General features: G+C 62.3%; 18 protein-coding genes. 11 read left to right on the plus strand and 7 right to left on the minus strand.

The features are described from left to right. Nucleotides 1-280 precede the first annotated feature (280 nt). The 4 genes from PFZ56_RS17560 (at nt 281) to PFZ56_RS17575 (ending at nt 4,714) form a co-directional block, all read left to right on the plus strand. Nucleotides 281-2,737, plus strand: a complete 2,457-nt coding sequence (locus PFZ56_RS17560) for an outer membrane usher protein (RefSeq protein WP_170003686.1) — start codon at nt 281-283, stop codon at nt 2,735-2,737. 15 nt (nt 2,738-2,752) lie between these two features. After that, nucleotides 2,753-3,508 (plus strand): fimbria/pilus periplasmic chaperone, encoded by a 756-nt coding sequence (locus tag PFZ56_RS17565; protein ID WP_394304405.1) that lies wholly within the window; start codon nt 2,753-2,755, stop codon nt 3,506-3,508. 130 nt (nt 3,509-3,638) lie between these two features. Beyond that, nucleotides 3,639-4,163, plus strand: coding sequence for a fimbrial protein (locus tag PFZ56_RS17570; protein ID WP_181430824.1), 525 nt, complete (start codon nt 3,639-3,641; stop codon nt 4,161-4,163). Between the two features lie 8 nt (nt 4,164-4,171). Next, a complete protein-coding gene (locus tag PFZ56_RS17575; protein WP_170003692.1) occupies nt 4,172-4,714 on the plus strand; it encodes a fimbrial protein in 543 nt (180 codons plus the stop codon). Between the two features lie 113 nt (nt 4,715-4,827). On the opposite strand, the gene PFZ56_RS17580 is transcribed toward PFZ56_RS17575, so the two are convergent. The 5 genes from PFZ56_RS17580 to PFZ56_RS17600 form a co-directional block, all read right to left on the minus strand. Beyond that, nucleotides 4,828-5,592, minus strand: coding sequence for an amino acid ABC transporter ATP-binding protein (locus tag PFZ56_RS17580; RefSeq protein WP_110652979.1), 765 nt, complete (start codon nt 5,590-5,592; stop codon nt 4,828-4,830). Continuing rightward, on the minus strand, nt 5,589-6,248 hold the full coding sequence (locus tag PFZ56_RS17585; protein WP_170003694.1) for an amino acid ABC transporter permease: 660 nt from the start codon (nt 6,246-6,248) through the stop codon (nt 5,589-5,591). The genes PFZ56_RS17580 and PFZ56_RS17585 overlap by 4 nt, the downstream gene beginning before the upstream one ends. Before the next feature lie 9 nt (nt 6,249-6,257). Continuing rightward, on the minus strand, nt 6,258-6,905 hold the full coding sequence (locus PFZ56_RS17590) for an amino acid ABC transporter permease (protein WP_102879946.1): 648 nt from the start codon (nt 6,903-6,905) through the stop codon (nt 6,258-6,260). A 63-nt stretch (nt 6,906-6,968) separates the two neighbouring features. Beyond that, nucleotides 6,969-7,757, minus strand: coding sequence for an ABC transporter substrate-binding protein (locus tag PFZ56_RS17595; protein ID WP_170003696.1), 789 nt, complete (start codon nt 7,755-7,757; stop codon nt 6,969-6,971). 190 nt (nt 7,758-7,947) lie between these two features. After that, nucleotides 7,948-10,995 (minus strand): aminotransferase class III-fold pyridoxal phosphate-dependent enzyme, encoded by a 3,048-nt coding sequence (locus tag PFZ56_RS17600; protein WP_170003698.1) that lies wholly within the window; start codon nt 10,993-10,995, stop codon nt 7,948-7,950. Between the two features lie 139 nt (nt 10,996-11,134). On the opposite strand from PFZ56_RS17600, the gene PFZ56_RS17605 reads away from it, so the two are divergent. From PFZ56_RS17605 to PFZ56_RS17630, 6 genes are all read left to right on the plus strand, one after another. Beyond that, nucleotides 11,135-11,575, plus strand: a complete 441-nt coding sequence (locus PFZ56_RS17605) for an Lrp/AsnC family transcriptional regulator (protein WP_102879943.1) — start codon at nt 11,135-11,137, stop codon at nt 11,573-11,575. 209 nt (nt 11,576-11,784) lie between these two features. Then, nucleotides 11,785-12,291 carry a sigma-70 family RNA polymerase sigma factor gene (locus PFZ56_RS17610; protein WP_102879942.1) on the plus strand — a complete coding sequence of 169 codons (507 nt, stop codon included), beginning with the start codon at nt 11,785-11,787 and terminating at the stop codon, nt 12,289-12,291. Next, the gene (locus tag PFZ56_RS17615) at nt 12,288-13,253 is read left to right on the plus strand and encodes a FecR domain-containing protein (RefSeq protein WP_170003700.1); all 966 of its coding nucleotides are present in this window, start codon (nt 12,288-12,290) and stop codon (nt 13,251-13,253) included. The genes PFZ56_RS17610 and PFZ56_RS17615 overlap by 4 nt, the downstream gene beginning before the upstream one ends. A gap of 97 nt (nt 13,254-13,350) precedes the next feature. After that, a complete protein-coding gene (locus tag PFZ56_RS17620) occupies nt 13,351-16,185 on the plus strand; it encodes a TonB-dependent receptor (RefSeq protein WP_170003702.1) in 2,835 nt (944 codons plus the stop codon). 103 nt (nt 16,186-16,288) lie between these two features. Continuing rightward, entirely contained in the window at nt 16,289-16,753 is a 465-nt protein-coding gene (locus tag PFZ56_RS17625; RefSeq protein WP_170003705.1) for a DUF3429 domain-containing protein, read from the plus strand. Nucleotides 16,754-16,918: 165 nt separating this feature from the next. Next, nucleotides 16,919-17,080, plus strand: a complete 162-nt coding sequence (locus PFZ56_RS17630; RefSeq protein WP_170003708.1) for a DUF2986 domain-containing protein — start codon at nt 16,919-16,921, stop codon at nt 17,078-17,080. Between the two features lie 107 nt (nt 17,081-17,187). Here PFZ56_RS17630 and PFZ56_RS17635 read toward each other — a convergent pair whose 3' ends face one another. Both PFZ56_RS17635 and PFZ56_RS17640 read right to left on the minus strand, forming a co-directional pair. Further along, complete coding sequence (locus PFZ56_RS17635) at nt 17,188-17,664, minus strand: GNAT family N-acetyltransferase (RefSeq protein WP_170003711.1); 477 nt, start codon at nt 17,662-17,664, stop codon at nt 17,188-17,190. Then, nucleotides 17,649-18,173, minus strand: a complete 525-nt coding sequence (locus PFZ56_RS17640) for a hypothetical protein (RefSeq protein WP_170003669.1) — start codon at nt 18,171-18,173, stop codon at nt 17,649-17,651. Before PFZ56_RS17640 ends, PFZ56_RS17635 begins: the two co-directional genes overlap by 16 nt. On the opposite strand from PFZ56_RS17640, the gene PFZ56_RS17645 reads away from it, so the two are divergent. Next, nucleotides 18,158-18,850: a tRNA (adenine(22)-N(1))-methyltransferase TrmK gene (locus PFZ56_RS17645; protein WP_283777127.1), complete on the plus strand. Its 693-nt coding sequence runs from the start codon at nt 18,158-18,160 to the stop codon at nt 18,848-18,850. The genes PFZ56_RS17640 and PFZ56_RS17645 overlap by 16 nt on opposite strands. Nucleotides 18,851-18,890: the final 40 nt, after the last annotated feature.

The raw sequence follows: 18,890 nt of genomic DNA on the forward strand, positions 1-18,890 counted from the left end.
CTCGATTGGATCGCCGCCAATCTTCTCGGTTTTTCGTTGTTTCGACGTTATAGGCCATGCACTGCCATGGCGCTCGAACATGACTCTCGTTAATCAGTACTCAACACTTAGATGTTGCCTGCGTACATATCCAATGTCGTTCGTGACAGTGTTGGGCGCAGTGGTCGATCGATGCTGTTTTATGGCCAAGGGAAGCGAGCGAAAGAAGTGGTTGTCGTTGTAAAGGGAAGTTAATTACGTGGTTCAACACCGGGTATGGCTCTTCACTACGTTGTGGTCTATGGCCAGCTTGGCTAGTGCAGCCGAAGAGTTTCAGTTCAATACGGACATCCTTGATCTCAAGGATCAACAAAATCTCGATCTCGGCTTGTTTTCCAAGGCTAACTTCATTTTGCCGGGGCAATACAACCTGGTCGTTCACGTGAACCGCGACTCGTTGCCGGAAACTTCCGTGGACTACATCGCCCCGGAGGATGACCCCAAGGGCAGTGTGGCCTGCATCTCTCCGGCACTGGTGGCCGAGTTGGGTCTAAAAAAACAGCGGATGAATCAACTTGCCTGGTGGCACCAGGGCAATTGTCTGGATATCAGCAGCATTCCAGGCATGACGGTGCGTGGCGACCTGGGCGCCTCGGCCTTGTATCTGAACATTCCCCAGGACGCCCTTGAATACACGGCAAGCAACTGGGACCCGCCTTCGCGCTGGGACGAGGGCATTAGCGGATTTTTGTTTGACTACAACTTCAATGCCCAGACCATGGATTACGCCGGACCTCAGGCCAGCGACCAGCAGTTGACGGGTAATGGCACCGCCGGTTTCAACCTCGGCGCCTGGCGCCTGCGGGCCGATTGGCAAGGGCAGGTGCACAAGACCTCCGGCAAGCCTAGCCAGCGGCAATTCGCCTGGAGCCGCTACTACGCATCGCGGGCGATTCCGGCGTTGCGCGCCCACCTCAGCCTGGGAGAAAACTATCTGGACTCCAACCTGTTTGGCAGCGTGCGCTACACCGGTGCCAGTCTGGCCACCAGCGACAACATGCTGCCGCCCAACCTGCGCGGCTATGCGCCGGAAGTCAGCGGTGTCGCGCGGACCAACGCGCGCGTGCTGGTCACGCAGCAGGGGCGCATTCTGTACGACACCCAAGTGCCGGCGGGGCCCTTTCGCATCCAGGACCTGAGCGATGCGGTGAGCGGCAAGCTGGATGTGCGCGTCGAAGAGCAGGACGGCAGCGTTCAGGAGTTCCAGCTGGACACGGCCAGCATTCCCTACCTCAGCCGCCCGGGCACGGTGCGCTACAAAGTGTCCGCCGGCCGACCTTCGGACTGGGAGCACGAACCCGATGGCCCAGAGTTCGCCAGCGGCGAATTCTCTTGGGGGGTGAGCAATGGCTGGTCGCTGTATGGCGGGGCGCTGGGGGCGCAAGACTATCGCTCGCTGGCCGTGGGCGTGGGTCGTGACCTGATGGCCTTCGGCGCCCTGGCGGTTGACGTGACTCAGTCCAATGCCCGTCTGGCGGAAATCGGCCAGCGCCAGGGCAAATCCTATCGCGCCAGCTATTCGAAGCGCTTCGAGGATTACGACAGCCAGGTGACGTTCGCCGGTTATCGTTTCTCCGAGGAAGATTTCATGACCATGAACGACTTTATCGAGGCTCGTCGCAGTGGCCGGCTGAATAATCAGAGCAAGGAAATGTACACCGCGACACTGAGCAAGAATTTTCGTGATCAGAACCTGAGCCTGTACTTCAACTACAACCACCAGACCTATTGGAACAATGCGCCGAGCGACCGTTACAGCCTGTCGCTGTCGCGATATTTCAACCTGGGCGGGCTGAAGAACCTGGGCCTGTCGCTGACCGCCTACCGCAGTCAGAGCCATGGCGCGGTCGATGAAGGCGCCTATCTCTCCCTGAGTCTTCCCTGGGGCGACAGCGGCTCGGTCAGTTACAACTCCACGCTCAACCGTGGCAGCAGCGGTCACAGCTTGAGCTATTACGACCGTCCGGATGAGCGCAACAGCTACATGCTCAGCGCCGGTACCGCCAGCGATGGCAACACGGCCAGCGGCTACCTGAACCACGAGGGCAGCCTGGCCGATGTCACCGCCAGCGCCAGCTATCAGGCCGGACGCTATCGTTCTGCCGGTCTTGCAGTGCAGGGCGGGGCGACCCTGACCGCCGAAGGGGCGGCGCTGCACCGGATCACCACCCTGGGCGGTACTCGCCTGCTGCTCGATACCAATGGCGTGGCCGGGGTGCCGGTGCAGGGCAACGGCGCCAGCACCTATTCCAACCGCTTCGGCAAGGCGGTGGTGGCTGATATGAACAGCTATTACCGCAATCAGGCGAGCATCAACCTGGATCAACTGGCTGACGACCTGGAAGCCGGGCGCTCGGTGACCCAGGCCACGCTGACCGAGGGCGCGATTGGCTACCGGCGTTTCGGCATTGTTTCCGGGAGCAAGGGCATGGTCCGCATCCTCCTGCCTGACGCGAGCCCGCCGCCTTTTGGCAGCGGTGTGTACAACGCACGAGGCCAGGAAACCGGAATCATTGGCGAAGACGGCCTGGTGTACCTCACCGGCATGCAGGTCGGTGACCTGATGTCGGTGCAGTGGGACGGCAAGGCCCAATGCGACTTCGCCCTGACGGAGCAGGTCAATGCGGATGACCCGCAAGCGCAATTTGTCTGCCGGCCCCTTGCGGCCCGCGAAATCCAATCCCCTAGCAACCCGTAATAAGGAGTGGCTTGCATGCCATGGTTCGACCTGAAAAAAAGCCTGCTTGTCATCGGCCTGAGCCTCTTGGCTCTGGAGTCGGTACACGCCGCCATCGCCCTTGACCGTACGCGAATCATCTTCAATGGCAGCGAGAGATCGGTGAGCGTGGGCATCAGCAACCAGAATCCCCAGCTGCCGTATCTGGCCCAGGCCTGGCTGGAAAACGACAAGGAGGAGAAGATCGGCGGCCCCTTGACCGTGCTGCCTCCGGTGCAACGGCTCGAAGCCGGCGCCCGCAGTCAGGTGAAGATCCAGAGGCTGGCGCAGGTGGGGCAGTTGCCCCAGGACCGGGAGTCGCTGTTCAACTTCAACTTGCGTGAAATCCCACCGCGCACCGACAAGCCCAATGCCTTGCAGATTGCCCTGCAGACACGGATCAAGCTGTTCTATCGTCCCGAGGCCCTCGTCAGAGGCGGCGGACAAAATCAGGTGCCTTGGCAGGAGCAACTGACGCTGTCCCGGGAGGGCGAGCGCTACGTGGCGCATAACCCGACGGCTTACTACGTGACTCTGGTTGATGCCCAGGTCCGCGTGGGTGGGGCATCCGTTGCAGACTTTCAGCCGGTGATGCTGGCGCCCTGGGGACGCCAGGAGCTGAGTGTCGGCGCCCGGACCCTGGGCAATACGCCGGTGCTGACGTATGTCAACGACTTTGGCGGGCGGCCGCAACTGGAGTTTCGCTGCACGGCGGGGCAGTGCCTGGCCAGGCCGGTGGCCGATGCGAGCTGAGGCGGGCGTGACGCCACAGGGCGCGTTCGGGGTTGTCGCTGCGCAGGCTCAGTGGCTGGGCGCAAGGTTTGCAGCGCAGCCTTGGATGGGCCGGGAGCTGGGGGCCGGTCGCAGGAGGCCGGGCGTTTTCATGAGCCGGTTGTGGCGCGGCAAAACCGGGTGCCTGGTGCTGCTCTGCTGCCTCTTGTGGCTGGGGCTGCCGAGTGTGGGCCGGGCGGCGGGGAACATGGATTTCGCCGGCGTCTTGATCGCGCCTCCGCAATGCACGGTCAGCGACAAGGACGCGCCCATCAGGGTGTCATTCGGCAACGTGCTGCTGCGCAAGATCGACGGCGAGCACTATCGTCAGCCGATTCCCTATCAGATCAAGTGTCCGGGGCTGGTGGCGCAAAATTCGATCTGGAAGATGCGCCTGACGTTCAAGGGCTCAGCGGCAGACTTCAACCCGGCGTTGCTGCGCACCTCCGTCAGTGGCTTGGCCATCAAGCTGTTTCTGGGGGAGCGGGAACTGGAGCTCAACCAGCCTCGGCAGATCAGCCTCGACAGTCTGCAAAAGCCACCGGCATTCGAGGCGGTGCCGGTGAAGAAGGTCGGAGCGCAGCTTGCGTTGAGCCAGTTCAATGCTTCCGGGCTGTTGCTGGTCGAGCTGTATTAGGTGAAGTCATGAAGCGATTGCTCAACGGCTATTTGTGCCTGTGCTGTGCCTGGCTCGCGGGGGGCTTTGGCGCTCCGGCGGCTGCGGCAGACAACGTCTTTTTCAGCGGCCAGCTGATGGATCAGACCTGTACCCTCGAGCCTGGCTCCGAAACCCGGACTCTGGACTTCGAGGATGTGAGTCAGCAGGAGCTCTATCGCGAAGGCAGGACCGCGAGCAAGGCCGTTGTCCTGAACCTGCTTGACTGTGATTCAAGCGCCGGCAGGACCGAGGTCAAGGTGACCTTGGGTGGTCATGAGAGTCAGCAGATACAGGGCTTTCTAGAGCTCGACAGCGGCAGTCCGCAAGGCCTGGTGATTGGCCTGGAGGATGCAGCGGCGCAGCCCTTGCCCCTGGGACGCGCGCATTCCATTGGCCGCATCAGCCAGGACGGCAAGCAGTCAGTGACCTTTCTGGCTTACCTCAAGGCGCTTCCCAATGCCTTGCGCGAGCACAGCATTGGCAAGGGGCCGTTGGCTGCTTCATTGACCTTCACCTTGAGCTATGAGTGAGGGTGGGCGCAGCTGCGTCTTAGACAGCACCGCGTCGAGACGGGAGCGCGTTTACGGCGGCGCCGTTGCCCCCTGGCGCAACAGCACCTTCGGCCAGCGCGGGCGCCATTGCTCTAGGCGTGCAGGTGCTTTTTCAAGAACGACCGGGTGCGTTCGTGAGTCGGGTTTTGCAGGATCTCTTGCGGCGCGCCTTCCTCGACCACCACGCCACCGTCCATGAAGACGATCCGGTCCGCCACTTCACCGGCAAAGCGCATTTCATGGGTGACGATCAACATGGTCATGTGCTCGGCGGCCAGTTGTTTCATCACCTGGTTGACCTCTTCCACCAGCTCCGGGTCCAGGGCCGAGGTGGCTTCATCGAACAGCATGACTTTGGGACGCATCGCCAGGGCCCTGGCAATGGCCACGCGCTGTTTCTGTCCGCCGGACAGGCGAGAAGGGTACTCGTCGAACTTGTTGGCCAGGCCGACTTTCGACAGGTACTCCATGGCCAGCTCGCCAGCGGCGGCTTTGTTCAGCCCTTTGAGCTTGATCGGCCCGAGGGCGATGTTTTCGTGCACGGTCAGGTGCGGGAACAGATTGAAGTGCTGGAACACCATGCCCATCTGCTGGCGCACGCTGTTGATGTGCTGTTCGAATGCGCGACCTTTCAAGGGTCGGTTGACGTGCTCGCCTTCCAGCCAGATCTCTCCTTCGTTCAGCACTTCCAAGTGATTGATGGAGCGCAGCAGGGTGCTTTTGCCCGAACCACTGGGGCCGATGATGGCGATGATCTGTCCGCGCGCGACAGACAGATCGATGCCTTTGAGCACTTCAAGTGCGCCATACGCCTTGCGCGCACCCTTGACTTCAACCATGAACTTTTCTGTGGTCATCGTGACATCTCTACCTTGGTTTCAAGCAGGTGCAGGCCGGCTTCCAGAACAAGATTGACCGCGTAATAAATCACCGCGACGGCCAGATAGAATTCGAACGGGCTGTAGGTTTCGCTCACGGCGCGCTGGGCGCTGTAGACCAGCTCGGCAATGCCGATGATCGACACCAGGGAGGTGTCCTTGAGCAGCACGATCAGGTTGTTGCCCAGCGGCGCCAGGGTGCTGCGCAGTGCCTGCGGCACAATCACGTAGCGCTGGGCCTGACTGCGGCTCAGGCCAATGGAGCGCGCACCTTCAATCTGCCCGGGGTCGACCGACAGGACCCCGGCACGAATCACGTCGGCGTTGTAGACCGCAAAATGCAGGCTCAGGCCGATGATGCCGGCCATCAGCGCCGGGATATCGATCCCCACTTGCACCAGGCCGTAATAGATCAGGTACAGCTGCAGCAGCAGGGGCGTGCCCATCAGCAGCCAGGTCAGGAAACGTATGGGCAGGGAGACCAGTTTCGGGGTGTAGAGCACGATCAGGGCAAAGGCTATTCCAGCGATCAGGCTCAGCACACTGGAGCAGAGGAACAAGACGATGGTCCACCAGAGCCCGGTGGCCAGCAGCTCGGAATAGGGGGGCACGATACTCAGGTCAAGGCTTGGCATGGAGGTGTCTCACTTGGCCGCGAAGCGTTTATCGAGGTGGTCCACCATCAGCCTGACCGTGTAGACCATGGCGATGTACAAAATGGCCGACACCATGAAGATCTCGAATGGCTTGTAGGTGGAGCTGATAAAACGCTGCGCCGTGTAGGAGAGTTCCACCACGGAGATGGTCGACACCAGGGCCGAGCCTTTGATCAGCGCGACCGCATTGACCCCCAGTGGCCGGATCATCAACTTGGCGGTTTGCGGGAGGGTGATCAGCCACAGGGTCTGGCCCTTGCCGAAACCGATTGAGCGGGCGGCTTCGACCTGACCGGGATCGATGTTGCTGATCGCGCCACGAATGGATTCGGCCATGTAGGCCGCGATGTTCAGGCCCAGGCCGATCACGCCTGCGGAGAACGGCTCCAGCTCAAGGCCGATTTGCGGGCCGCCAAAGTAGATGAGAAACAGTTGGACCAGACAGGGTGTGCCGCGAAAAACGCTGATGTAGACCCTGGCCAGGCAGCGAAGCAGAAAAAAGCCGGACAGCCGTGCCGCCACCAGCACGACGGCAACCAGCAAACCCAGCAGCAGTGCCAGCAGCGAAACGTGCACCGTGACCCAGGCCGCCTCCAGAAAAAACGGCAGGGTGCGCTGTATAAGTGTCAGATCCATGGGCAGGCTCGAAAAGGTCGGAGTGACTGGCCCGACCCCAGGTCGAGCCAGGCTGCAGATGAGTCAGCGAATGTCCTTGCCAATCCACTGCATCGAGATCTTTTCGTAGCTGCCATCGGCGAGCATGTCGTTCAGCGCCTGCTGCATCGCGGCCTTGAGCTCAGGGTTGTTCTTGCGCAGGGCAATGCCCATGCCTTCAACCCCACCGTCACTGTCGGGTGGGGTGATGATGCGCACCTTCTGCCCGGTTTCCTTGACGGCCACCAGCACCGGAACGCTGTCCATCACCAGCGCATCGAGGCGCCCGGCGTCCAGGTCGACCAGCATCTCGGGAAGGCCTTTGTAGGTCTTGACCTTCAGGTTGCCGCGCGTCCTGGCCCATTTGTCGTGGGCATCGCCCAGGGTGACGCCGACCTTCACCTCCTTCAGGTCATCCAGGCTGTGGATCGGCGAGTCTTCCTTCACCACGATGGTGCGGCCGGCGTGGTAGTAGGGGCCGACGAAATCCACGGCCTTCTGGCGCTCCGGGGTAATGGTCATGGAGGCGATGATGGCGTCATATTTTTTCGCCAGGAGCCCGGCAATGATCCCGTCGAAGGGCGTGGTGACAATGCTGACTTTCACCCCGAGCCGCTGGGCCAGGGCTTCGCTGATGGAGGCGTCGAAGCCGACAATCTGGTTCTGCTCGTTGGCAAAGCTGAAGGGCGAATATTGCCCGCTCATGGCAATGCGAATCTCTTTGGAGTCCTGGATCGACTGCAAGTCATCCGCCTGAGCGGCTGCCGGACAGAGGAGCGCCGCGGCCGCGACGGTGGATGCAGCAAGCAGACCCTTGAGCGTTCTGGTTAGCATTGGATGGCACCTTTGAAGAATTATTAATTATTGTTGTTGGGCTCTTCACCCAGGCCTCGGGAAAAGCTTTGCATAGGCCGTTCTGGAAAGCACCCGGCAAGGTGTCCGCCAGCCGGACACATTGCCGGAGTTGGCCGACACTATGTCGGCCAGGCACGCAGGCTGTCACTCGCGCGCCGATCCGGGCGCTCTAGCGCAGGGCCGCCTGGAAGCTGTCGTCCAGCACCTCGAGCAGGAAGTCGGCATTCTTGTGACTGAAAATCATCGATGGGCGCATTTTCAGAACGTTGTCATGGGGGCCTTCGGTGCCGATCAGAACGCCGCGCTCCCGGGCACCATCGGCAACCTTTTTCGCCAGTTGCGTGGCCGGAGCCTTGCTCTGGCGATCGGTGACCAGCTCGATCCCGAGGAACAGCCCCAGCCCGCGTACATCGCCAATGGCATCGTAGCGCCGCTGCAGCGTGCGAAAGCCATCGAGCAGGTAATTGCCCACCGTCAGTGCGTTGAGTTTCAGGTTGTCGCGCTCGATCACATCGAGAACGCTGAGGCCCACGGCACATGAAACCGGGCTGCCGGCGAAGGTATTGAAGTACTCCATGCCGTTGTTGAAGCTGTCGGCGATCTCGCGGGTGGTCACCACCGCCGACATGGGATGGCCGTTGCCTATGGGCTTGCCCATGGACACCGCATCAGGCACCACGCCCTGGGTTTCAAAGGCCCACCAGTGGCTGCCCACTCGGCCAAAGCCGACCTGAACTTCATCGGCCAGGCACAGACCGCCCTCGGCCCGCACCATTGCATAGACTTCTTGCAGGTAGTTTTCCGGGAAAAACAGCTGCCCGGCGACACTGGGAATGGACTCCGCCAAGAAGAACGCCGGGGCTCGGCCCTGCCGGCGCATGCTGTCGATCTGCTCGGCGACACTTTGCGCGAAACGCTTGCCCAGCTCTTCGAATGGCCAGTGATCCGCGGCGCGGTAAACGTCCGGCACGGCCGCCTCGAATACATGCTCTGCACGGCCCTTGCCGGCCTTGCGCTTGTACTTGTAAGGGCTCAGGTCAATCAGCTCCTGGGTGGTGCCGTGGTAGGCCCAATCCAGCACGATGGCATCGTTGCGCCCGGTGTGATTGCGCGCCATGCGCAGCATCAGGCTGTTGGCCTCGCTGCCGGAACAGCCAAAGGAGGCGACCGCCAGGCCCTCGGGCAATGTTGCGGTGAGCCGCTCGGCGTATTCCACGATGTTGTCGTGCAGGTAGCGGGTGTTGGTGTTCAGCCGTGAAGCCTGACGCGCAAGGGCTTGCACCACATCGGGATGGCAGTGGCCGAGGTGGCAGACGTTGTTGAAGCAGTCCAGATAGGCCCGGCCCAAGTTGTCAATCAACCAGACCCCATCACCGCGCACGAACTTGATCGGGTCCGAGTAGGAAATCGACAAGTTGGGCAGCAGCATTTCCTTACGCTTGGCCACGATCTGCGCTTTGGTTCGTCCTTCCTGGTGGTAGGTTTCCGGGGGGATTCCGGCCAGGGTCGAAGCATCCGGGAACAGGTCGGCCCACACCTCAAGATAGGCGCGTTCACCGACGCCGATGAACTCGCTCGCCTTCAACTGGGTGTCGGTGGACATCTGGAAATGCACATGGGGCAGCCAGCCGCCATTTTCCGTGTCCGCGCCCATGTAGCCCACCAGCGCGCCAGCGGCCAGATGGTCGCCGGGCTTGAGGCGTGTCAGCGCTTCGTGGGCCATGTGCCCCCACAGGGTCAGGAAGGGTGGGCAGCCTTCAGGAGAGTGCTTGAGCATGATCAAGCCGCCATAGCCCAGTGGTTCAGGCTCGACCTCGACGCTCTGCACCACCCCGGCAAGCGGTGTGTACAGCGGCGTTCCGGCCGGCATGATCAAGTCGACCCCCAGGTGCATGATCCGGCGCTCTCCTGCAATGAAGCGTGATTCAAAGGCGCTGTCGGTGTAGATGGTCCTGGCTTCGCCCCAGGGCCCGATGCCCAGCGGCACCTGATGTTCAGCTGAGAAATCATTCCACCACTGGGTGGCCTCTGCCGGGCGCTGCGCGGCGGAAGCGATGGTCATTTCATGGGCGGCATCGGCGAACGGCACAATGGCCTTGTTCAGGGTCGCCGCCGAGGGATGCACGATGTCCGCGAAGGACTGGCGGTTTTCATCCACCCAGCGGCGAATGGCCCCGGCACCTTCTATCGCGTCGTAACCGCAGGCTTTGCGCAGGATCGCCGTCGCCAGGCGCGGGTTCATGCGATCCATCTTTTCCAGCAGGCGCCAGGCCGGGGCTTCGCTGATGGCCAGGTAGGGGTTGTCCTGGGTCTGCTGGTGGCGCGAGGCCGACAAGGTGACGCTGATCACCAGGCGCATGGCGATCAGATTGAACAGCACGTCCAGCTCTTGCGGCTGCAGCGGGTAGCGCTCATGGAAGCCGCCGGTGAGGGCGGCGGCCGCGCCTATTGGGTCTTGCATGTCGAGAATGGCGTAGGCGCAGGTGATGGCGACTTCGGCAATCAGCACCGTGTGCACCGCATCGCCGAAATCGATGATGCCCGAGACCTGCTGGTGGTTTTGCGGGTCGACGAGGATGTTCCAGTCATTGCCGTCGTTGTGAATGACCTGGGTGCGCAAGCGCGCAAGCTTGGGTTCGACCCTGGTTTCGAAATCATCGATGAAGCGCTGCAGAATGGCGCGTCTGTCGGGGTCCTTGATGAAGTGCAGGCGGGCGCGGGAACGGGCGGCGTGCCGCAGGTCCCAGTCCAGATCGCGGACCGCGCCGGGATGCATGAAGCCCTGAAGGGCATGGTCCATGTCGGCGAATGATTGACCCAGGCTGCGCATGAGTTCGAAGGTGCGCGGGACCTCGGCCAGCGGCGTTCCTTGCAACCAGCTCACCAGGCGCACCGCGTGGGTTTCGCCAGAGGGCGCCACGGCCGAGGCGAGTAAATCGCCGGCCAGGCTTTTCTTCAACTGCGGTACGCCAAGCTCGGGGCTGTGATGGGCCAGATGGCTGAGGATGGCGGTCTGCAGCTGGCTTTCAATGCGCGGTTCGCTGGCGTTGACGACTTTCAGAATCCATCCCGCATCGGTCGCTGTGTTCAGCCGGAAGTTGCAGTCTCGCTCGCCGTCCAGAGGCGAGGCGCTCGCGCTGACATTGAAAAGCTGCGCAGCCAATTGTTCGGCATCGCGGGGCGAGAACTGCGGGGCGGGGTGGCAAAGGTCAGTCATGGTAATGGTTTTCCTGGTTATTTTTTTCAGTTAGCTTGGCATGCGAAATCTTCGAGGGCAGTAGGTATGCGGTCGGCTTTGGCCTGCATATTGTCGGAATCGACCGGCACAAAATCGGCAGTCAATGTGAGGAGTTTCAATGCGCGAGCTGGACGTGAAAGATCGGGAAATACTCGACATTCTGTCTAAAGAGGCGCGGATCGCCCTGAAGGCCCTGGCCGCGAGAATCGGCTTGTCCAGAAGCGCCACCAGCGAGCGCGTCAGCAACCTTGAGCGCAATGGTGTGATCCGCGGCTACCGGGCGGACATTGGCGAAATCGACGCCAACGTGATTCGCGCCATGTTTCTGGTGTGCCTGAAACGCACACCGGCCATCAGCCTGCTGGACATGCTGGCCCAGCACTCGCAGGTGCGCCGCATCTCTTCGGTCAGTGGCCAGCTGGACCTGGTGATCGAGATCGAATCACGCACCATTGATGACCTGAACCGAGTCCGGGATGCCGTGGCCAGCCACGAATCGGTCGAGGACATCACCACCGCCGTGGTCCTTCGCCGCGATATCGATCGACAGACCTCCTGATCCGCCGCGGCAAGTCTTGATGGCGCGCGCCTGCGGGAAATGCCGGACACCGCTCAAACGCAGCGGCAATCCACGCTTGGCACCTGATCCCAGTGGCCTGATCCGTGAAGTCGGGCCAGGCTCTTCACGGCAATCGCAACGTGCCGTGCTGTACAACTCCCATTCGCAAACCATAAAATGAGAAGCATTATCATTAATGCGAATCTCCCATGCACAACCACAGCCTCTCTTCGCCTGTCGCTCAGCTGTATGCGAACCATCACGGCTGGCTGCGTGGCTGGTTGCATCGGCGCCTGGGGCACAGCGCCGATGCCGAGGACTTGGCGCACGACACCTTTATCCGCGTGCTGCGGTCCCAGGAAGATGTGCGTGAGCTGCGCCAGCCCATGGCGTTTCTGGCCACCATCGCCAATGGTCTGTTGATCAATCGCTGGCGTCGTCAGGCCATCGAGCGGGCTTACCTGGAGGCGCTGGCGGCACGGCCGGTGGGGGAGGAGCCTTCGCCGGAAGAGCGGCATCTGATGATCGAGACCCTGCTGCAGCTGGATTCGCTGCTGGTGGGTTTGTCGGCGCGGGTGCGGCAGATTTTCTTTCTGTCCCAGCTTGATGGCTTGACCTACCCGCAGATCGCCGCGCAGTTGGGCCTGACCGTGGCCCAGGTGCAGCGGGCCATGGGCAAGGCGTTCAGCGTCTGCTATGCGAGCCTGTTTGAATGAGTGGCGTCGCGGTCGATCCCCGGGTGCGGGACAGCGCCATTGATTGGCTGGTGCGGATGCAGTCCGGGCTGATGAGCGCCGCGGACCATCAGGCCTTGCAGCAGTGGCGCGAGGCCAGTGCCGAGCATGAGTACGCCTGGCAGCGGGTCAGCGGTTTGCCGCTGATGTTGCAGCCGGGGGCCCATCTGCTGGCGGATGCCACGGCGCGCCGGGCCTTGCAGGCGGCGGGCGCCGATCCGCAACGGCGGCGGCAGGTGCTCAAGTGCCTGTTGGCGCTGGGACTGCTGGGAGGCGTGTCCTGGCAGGGGGCGGATTCCACCCTGGTGCGTTCAGCCTTGGCCGGTTATCGCACCGGCATCGGTGAGCGGCGACGTTGGGCCCTGGCTGACGGCGGTTCGCTGTGGCTGAACACCGCCAGTGCGGTGAATCTGGACTTGGGTGCCGGGCAACGCAGCGTGCAGTTGATCGAGGGCGAACTGGCCCTGGATACCCCGGCCGGATCGGCCTCCTTGCAACTGCAAACGCCGGATGCGCTGTTGTACAGCCAGGGCGCCCATCTGCTGGTGCGCCATGATCGCCAGGGCACTCAGGTGACCGTGCTGCGCGGGCTGGTGCAGGTCAGTGCCCGGCAACCGTCGACCCCGCTGCCATTGCAGGCCGGCTGGCAAACCCGGGTCGATGGCCAGGGAGCAGGGCGGCCGACTTCCATCGATGTGTTTCTGGCCCAGGCCTGGATGCGCGGCATCCTGCCCGCCGAGCGCATGCGCCTGGATCAGTTGCTGGCAGAGCTTTCGCGCTATCGCCCGGGTTTTTTACGTTGCAGAGAAGCGGTTGCCGCTTTGCGGGTGACTGGCAGTTTCCAGCTGGACGACACCGATGCCGCCCTGGCCCTGGTGGCCAATACCCTGCCGGTGCGCATCGAGCGTAGAACCCGTTATTGGGTGACGGTGGTGCCGGCCTGAAAGTTTTTTTTCACCTGCGCGATAGTTTTTTCGATCTGGCTTGGCCTTCAGGTATCACCCACCGGCACAGGTGGGTTTCGATCCTTAGGAGCCTTGCATGATTTTCCCCGCTCGTGTCTTGCGTACCCATACCTTCGGCCTGCTGTTGCTCAGCCTGCAACCGCTCTACAGCGAGATGGTGCTGGCGGCCGGCGAACGTCACTACAGCATCGGCGCCGGTCCCCTGGACCAGGTGCTGTCACGTTTTGGCGCCGAAGCGGGGATCAGCATGGCCGGAAGTGCGCTGCTCACGGCGGGCAAGACCAGCCAGGGCCTGCAAGGGGATTTCACTACCGAAGCGGGCTTGAACCAGCTGCTGGCGGGCACCGGCCTGGGCTACGTGCGCCAGGCCGACGGCGGCTATGCCTTGCGCCTGCGCCTTGATGCGGTGTCGCTGCCGACGCAGAAGGTCAAGGGCGAGAACCCTGACGAGCAAGAGGTGTATCGGGCACCGCGTTCGTCGGTGTACATCTCCGCCGACGACATGCAGCGCTTTGGCGTGGTGTCGGTGGGCGATGTGCTCAAGGGCCAGCCCGGGGTGCAGGTCGGCGACAGCCGCAATGGCGGCGGCCTGGATGTGAACATTCGCGGCATCCAGGGCCAGAGCCGAGTGGCGGTGACAGTGGACGGTTCGCAACAGGCGCTGGATGTCTATCGCGGTTATGCCGGCACCCAGCAACGCAGCTACATCGACCCGGACATGATCAGCGACATCGCCATCGACAAGGGCCCGAGCCTGACCTCCAGCGCCATCGGCGGCACGGTCAAGATGCGCACCCTCGGCGTCGGCGACATCCTCAAGGACGGTCAGAATGTCGGCCTGCGGCTCAAGGGCGATGTCTGGAACAACGGCGTGGCGCCGGCCCGTCGCGACCCCCACTCCAAGACCGAGGACCTGGACGCGGAGCCGCACCAGAGCCGTGGCGGGCTGTTCGGCTCGGACGCGGAGTCCGGCAGCGCCGCGTTCGCCTACAGCCATGACTTGTTCGATGTGGTGGCAGCCTACGCCCAGCGCAACCAGGGCAACTATTTCGCCGGCAAGAAGGGCCAGGATCGCTACCGCACCTTTGACCGCTACGGCGATGAAGAGACCAGCGTGGCCACCACCTACAACGCCGGGGAAGAGGTGCTGAACTCCTCGTCGAAGACCCAATCGTGGCTGCTCAAGACCACCCTGCGCCCAGCGGACGGCCACAGCTTCGACCTCGGCTACCGGCGCTATGACGGGCGCATCGGCGAGATCATGCCCTCGGACATCTTCCGTTTCGGCACCGGTGGCATCTACCAGTACCCCCTGGGCCACACCCAGATCGACACCTACACCGCGCGCTACAACTACCTGCCCGCGGACAACCCGCTGCTGGACCTGACTGCCGACCTGTGGCTGACCGATGCGCAGACCAGCCAACTGAGCGCCTGGTCGGCACCGGCTTCCCAGGCCTATCGCACGGACCGTTCCTGGGCCCGCCAGGCCAACCGCCGCACGGGCGGCGGTCTGGCCAATACCTCGCGCTTTAGCACCGACTACGGCGACTTGAAGCTGGACCTGGGCGGCTCGTTCCAGCTGGAAGAACTGCGTCCGCAGAAGGGCGTGGTCACCACCCAGGACGACATCAACGCCAACCGCAGCTTGCGCGAAGGCTCGCGGCAGGAGTTCAGCTTCAACGGCAAGCTGGAATACCAGCCGGTGGAGCGCCTGACGCTGTGGGGCGGCGGTCGTTACACCCACTATCGCAGCAAGGACCATGTGGCCAATGCCACGGCGCGCAGAGAGGAGCGCGAACACAAGTACGTGACCGTCTCCAGGCCCGGCGACTATGGCTACCTGATGTGGTTCCCGGACCAGAACGGGCTGTACACCGATGCGACCGACCCACGCTTGAACAACGGCATTGTTTTCAACAACACCAACTATCCATTCGAAGGCACGCCCTATAACCAATTCGGCGCGACCGAGACGGAAGTGGGCGACGCGCAAGTAGGCCGGGTGGTCACCGGCTACAACTATTCGGGCAAGGACAGCAACAGCGGTGGCGCCTTTGCTCCGGCCTTCGGCATCAATCTAGAAGTGCTGCCAGACACCTTCGTCTATGCCTCCTACACCCAGGGCTTTCGCATGCCTTCGCTGTTCGAAACCGGCTACGGTGTGCAGCAGACCACGCCGGGCAAGGGCCTGAAGCCCGAGCGCTCAAGCAACTGGGAGATCGGCGCCAGCACCTTGCACAAGGGGCTGTTCGTGGATGACGATTCGGCGGCGATCAAGCTCGCCTACTTCAACAACAGCATCAAAAACTACATCACCCGCTACTACGATCCGAGCCCGGGCCTGTGGGGCCTGATGCGCTTCAGCAATACCGACAGCTACACCACCCGCGGCCTGGAACTGCAGACCCACTACGACGCCGGACGGGTGTTTGCCGACCTGTCGTCCACCTACTACCTGAAGACCGAAACCTGCGACGCGGCCTTCGCCGCCACCCTGCGGGCCACCAGCAACCCCTACCGGAAAACCGCCGACACCCCGGACTGCACCCCGGGCAGCTTCATGGGGTCCTACACCAACACCCAGAACCCGCCGCGCTTTGCCGGCAACCTGACCACCGGCCTGCGCTTCTTCGACCAGAGCCTGACCCTCGGCACGCGGATTACCTACACCTCGGGGCCCACCGTCACCGCCGACAAGCCCTGGCAGACCGGCGCCACCACGCCACAGCTGAACTACCGCGAAGTGGCGCTGTTCGATCTGTTCCTCAATTATAAGTTGAAGCAAGACGCCAGCCTCAACGTGTCGCTGCAAAACCTCACGGATCGCTACTACCTGGACCCGCTGGCGCAGAGCTTCATGCCGGCGCCGGGGCGTACGCTGCGGGTGGGGATGCAGGCGAAGTTTTGAGGGGCCGGCAGTGGCCAGCCGGTTGCGGTGAGTCAACGCGACGGCCATTCAGAGGGCGCTTTTGCGGCTACAGTTTTCAGTGCCCTAATTGAGAGGAATCCAGATGAACCTTTTGTCTTCTGTATCGCCACCCAAGCCCGTTGCCCTGCTGGGTTATGGCGGCTTGCTGCCGTTTCTCGGGCTGGCGTTGCTGGCCGTGGTTGCGCACGGACAGCGGCTGTTGTGGTGCCAGGCATTGGTCAGTTACGGGGCGGTGATCCTGAGTTTTGTCGGAGCCCTGCATTGGGGCTTTGCCATGATCGCTCCCGGCATGAACGCGCAGCAGCGTCAGACACGCTTTGTTTGGAGCATCGTCCCTGCGCTGATGGGCTGGGTCGCCACCTTGCTGCCGCTGTCATGGGGCGGGCTGTTATTGATTGGCGGATTCTTCGCGCACTGGTGGCATGACCGGCAGCTCTCGCAGGTCATGCACCTACCGGCCTGGTACCTGCCGATGCGTTTGCGACTGACCATCGTGGCCAGCGCCTGCCTACTGCTGGGTGTGCTCGTGATGGCCATCGGGAGTTAAGTGCGACGTTCAGCTGCCGCCTCCCACCGAAGGGGCGGTGGTTGAAGCAACAGGCATCGCTGAGGAAGGGCGCTGAGGATCATTCGCTGGATCGGCAAAGAGTTACCAGCCCCGTCGAGTGGCGGCTGATATCATTCCTGCACTTAAAAAGCCGGGTAGCCCCACATGAATCGTCGCAAGAAAATCCAACAGCTATTGAAGGCTCACGCCAAGAAGGCCAGCGCCAAACTGGCTCCGCAAAAAAAGTCCAAGTACATCAGCAAGGCTGATCGGGCGAAGCTGGCCACCGAGGCCAATGACGACGCTTTGGTTGTCACTGAGAGCTGATCCGTCCGCTTGAAGCCCGACGGACCTTTATCTGGCCGACTTGCGCGACGCTATCTTTTCTCGGGCTGAGCACGCCTCTGGCCAGCAGAGGCGCGGCCGGGTCAGTTCTACAGAGGGCAGAGCATGGTCTGCACCTTGATATGGGGATGGCTTTCCAGGGGTTCCCATTCATCGATGAAGGCGAATCCCTGCTTCAGATAGAAGTGTGCGGCTCTTGCGTTCTCGGGGGCGACGTCCAGATACACGCACTCATGGCCCTGGTCTCGCCCACGGGATTTCACCGCGTCCACCAGCTTCGCGGCCACGCCACTGCCCCGTGCGTCGGGGGCTACCCACATGCCGATCAAGTTGTAGCGGTTCGCGCCACTGACTGCGGCACCGATCATTCCCACCGGCTGCTGGTCCTTGAAGGCCAGCCAGAATTGGCTACCGGTTGACGAGGCGCGGTCCTGCCACTGCTGGTCACTGTAGTTAGCGGCAGTCTGGTAACTCACGCCAAAGGCAGTCGGGGTGTCCTGAAGTGCCGCGAGACGAACGCGCTTCAACAGCATCCAGTCCCTGGTTTGCGTCAATCGAATGTCCATGATTTTCCTGAAGGTGGGTGAAGACTCAACAACTCGCTAACTGGCTCAAGGACATACAGCGAGCTCCAACGTGGCGGTAAACCCAGCTCCTCCATGTAGGAAGTGAAACAGTTGAACGGCTCGGTAGCCATGACCTCGGCAGTGAGCCACAGCGACTCGCACTCTTGGCAAACATACAGAATCTCCTGCGTTGCCCGCACTTGAACCTTGGTCACTTCGCCTTGTTCACATTCGGGACAGAGCATTTTTTCAGCTTCCAAATGGGCGCGGAGTCTATCACTGACCAGGGTGCAGGCTGCCAGCAACGAAGGGCGGCTTCCGCTCAGAAACCCGCCATGCAGGACGGTGCTTTCGACCCCGTCCGGAGCGGGCCTTTTCTGCAGCGCATCCCAGGTTCCGGTCGCATAAATTTGAAATGCCCGGCATTGCCCGCCAGAATCGCCCCCCGATCCGGCCCTGGCTGGCGGACGTTCGTGGTGAAAAGGGGCAGCAGTTGAAGCAACAGACATTGTCCATGCGCCTGGCGCGTGTGGCGGCGCATGTGCCGGCCGGCGCGCGGCTGGCCGATATCGGCTCGGATCACGGCTACTTGCCGTTGGCCTTGATCAGCCGCGGCGCCATCGTTGCAGCGGTGGCCGGGGAGGTGGCGTTGACGCCGTTTCGCTCGGCCCAGCGCGCGGTGCGCGAGAGCGGCATGGAGCAGCAGATCGACGTGCGCCTGGCCAACGGTCTGGCCGCGATCGAACCGGCAGACGGGATCACCGCGATCAGCCTCTGTGGCATGGGCGGCGAGACCATCCGTGACATCCTCGACAGCGGCCAGGCGCGCTTGAGCGGTGAGGAGCGTCTGATCCTGCAGCCCAACGGCGGCGAGCAGCCGTTGCGCCAATGGTTGATGGAACATGACTACCAGATCCTCGCCGAGGAAGTGCTGCGAGAGAACCGCTTCGACTACGAAATCATCGTCGCCGAGCGCCTCGGGCCGGTGCAGTACAGCGCCCGGGAACTGTACTTCGGCCCGCTGCAGATGCAGGCCCGCAGCCCGGCGTTCCTGGCCAAGTGGCAGCGCCTGCTGCGGCTGAAGCAGCGCACCCTGGCCAATTTCACTCAAGCCCAGGCGGTGCCCGAGGACAAGGTGCAAGAGGTCGTCCGCCAGACGCAATGGATCAGCGAATTGCTGGCTTGAGCCGGCGCTTCAAGTGGGCCGCAATGTCCGGGACCCAGCG

Origin of the sequence: Pseudomonas danubii (assembly GCF_042980055.1) — a bacterium.
Lineage (GTDB): Bacteria > Pseudomonadota > Gammaproteobacteria > Pseudomonadales > Pseudomonadaceae > Aquipseudomonas > Aquipseudomonas danubii.

Excerpts from the sequence above, each read along its gene's own strand:
- PFZ56_RS17560 (WP_170003686.1), top strand. The coding sequence starts at position 281 with ATGGCCAGCTTGGCTAGTGCAGCCGAAGAGTTTCAGTTCAATACGGAC.
- PFZ56_RS17565 (WP_394304405.1), top strand. The coding sequence starts at position 2,753 with ATGCCATGGTTCGACCTGAAAAAAAGCCTGCTTGTCATCGGCCTGAGC.
- PFZ56_RS17570 (WP_181430824.1), top strand. The coding sequence starts at position 3,639 with ATGAGCCGGTTGTGGCGCGGCAAAACCGGGTGCCTGGTGCTGCTCTGC.
- PFZ56_RS17575 (WP_170003692.1), top strand. The coding sequence starts at position 4,172 with ATGAAGCGATTGCTCAACGGCTATTTGTGCCTGTGCTGTGCCTGGCTC.
- PFZ56_RS17580 (WP_110652979.1), bottom strand. The coding sequence starts at position 5,592 with ATGACCACAGAAAAGTTCATGGTTGAAGTCAAGGGTGCGCGCAAGGCG.
- PFZ56_RS17585 (WP_170003694.1), bottom strand. The coding sequence starts at position 6,248 with ATGCCAAGCCTTGACCTGAGTATCGTGCCCCCCTATTCCGAGCTGCTG.
- PFZ56_RS17590 (WP_102879946.1), bottom strand. The coding sequence starts at position 6,905 with ATGGATCTGACACTTATACAGCGCACCCTGCCGTTTTTTCTGGAGGCG.
- PFZ56_RS17595 (WP_170003696.1), bottom strand. The coding sequence starts at position 7,757 with ATGCTAACCAGAACGCTCAAGGGTCTGCTTGCTGCATCCACCGTCGCG.
- PFZ56_RS17600 (WP_170003698.1), bottom strand. The coding sequence starts at position 10,995 with ATGACTGACCTTTGCCACCCCGCCCCGCAGTTCTCGCCCCGCGATGCC.
- PFZ56_RS17605 (WP_102879943.1), top strand. The coding sequence starts at position 11,135 with ATGCGCGAGCTGGACGTGAAAGATCGGGAAATACTCGACATTCTGTCT.
- PFZ56_RS17610 (WP_102879942.1), top strand. The coding sequence starts at position 11,785 with ATGCACAACCACAGCCTCTCTTCGCCTGTCGCTCAGCTGTATGCGAAC.
- PFZ56_RS17615 (WP_170003700.1), top strand. The coding sequence starts at position 12,288 with ATGAGTGGCGTCGCGGTCGATCCCCGGGTGCGGGACAGCGCCATTGAT.
- PFZ56_RS17620 (WP_170003702.1), top strand. The coding sequence starts at position 13,351 with ATGATTTTCCCCGCTCGTGTCTTGCGTACCCATACCTTCGGCCTGCTG.
- PFZ56_RS17625 (WP_170003705.1), top strand. The coding sequence starts at position 16,289 with ATGAACCTTTTGTCTTCTGTATCGCCACCCAAGCCCGTTGCCCTGCTG.
- PFZ56_RS17630 (WP_170003708.1), top strand. The coding sequence starts at position 16,919 with ATGAATCGTCGCAAGAAAATCCAACAGCTATTGAAGGCTCACGCCAAG.
- PFZ56_RS17635 (WP_170003711.1), bottom strand. The coding sequence starts at position 17,664 with ATGGACATTCGATTGACGCAAACCAGGGACTGGATGCTGTTGAAGCGC.
- PFZ56_RS17640 (WP_170003669.1), bottom strand. The coding sequence starts at position 18,173 with ATGTCTGTTGCTTCAACTGCTGCCCCTTTTCACCACGAACGTCCGCCA.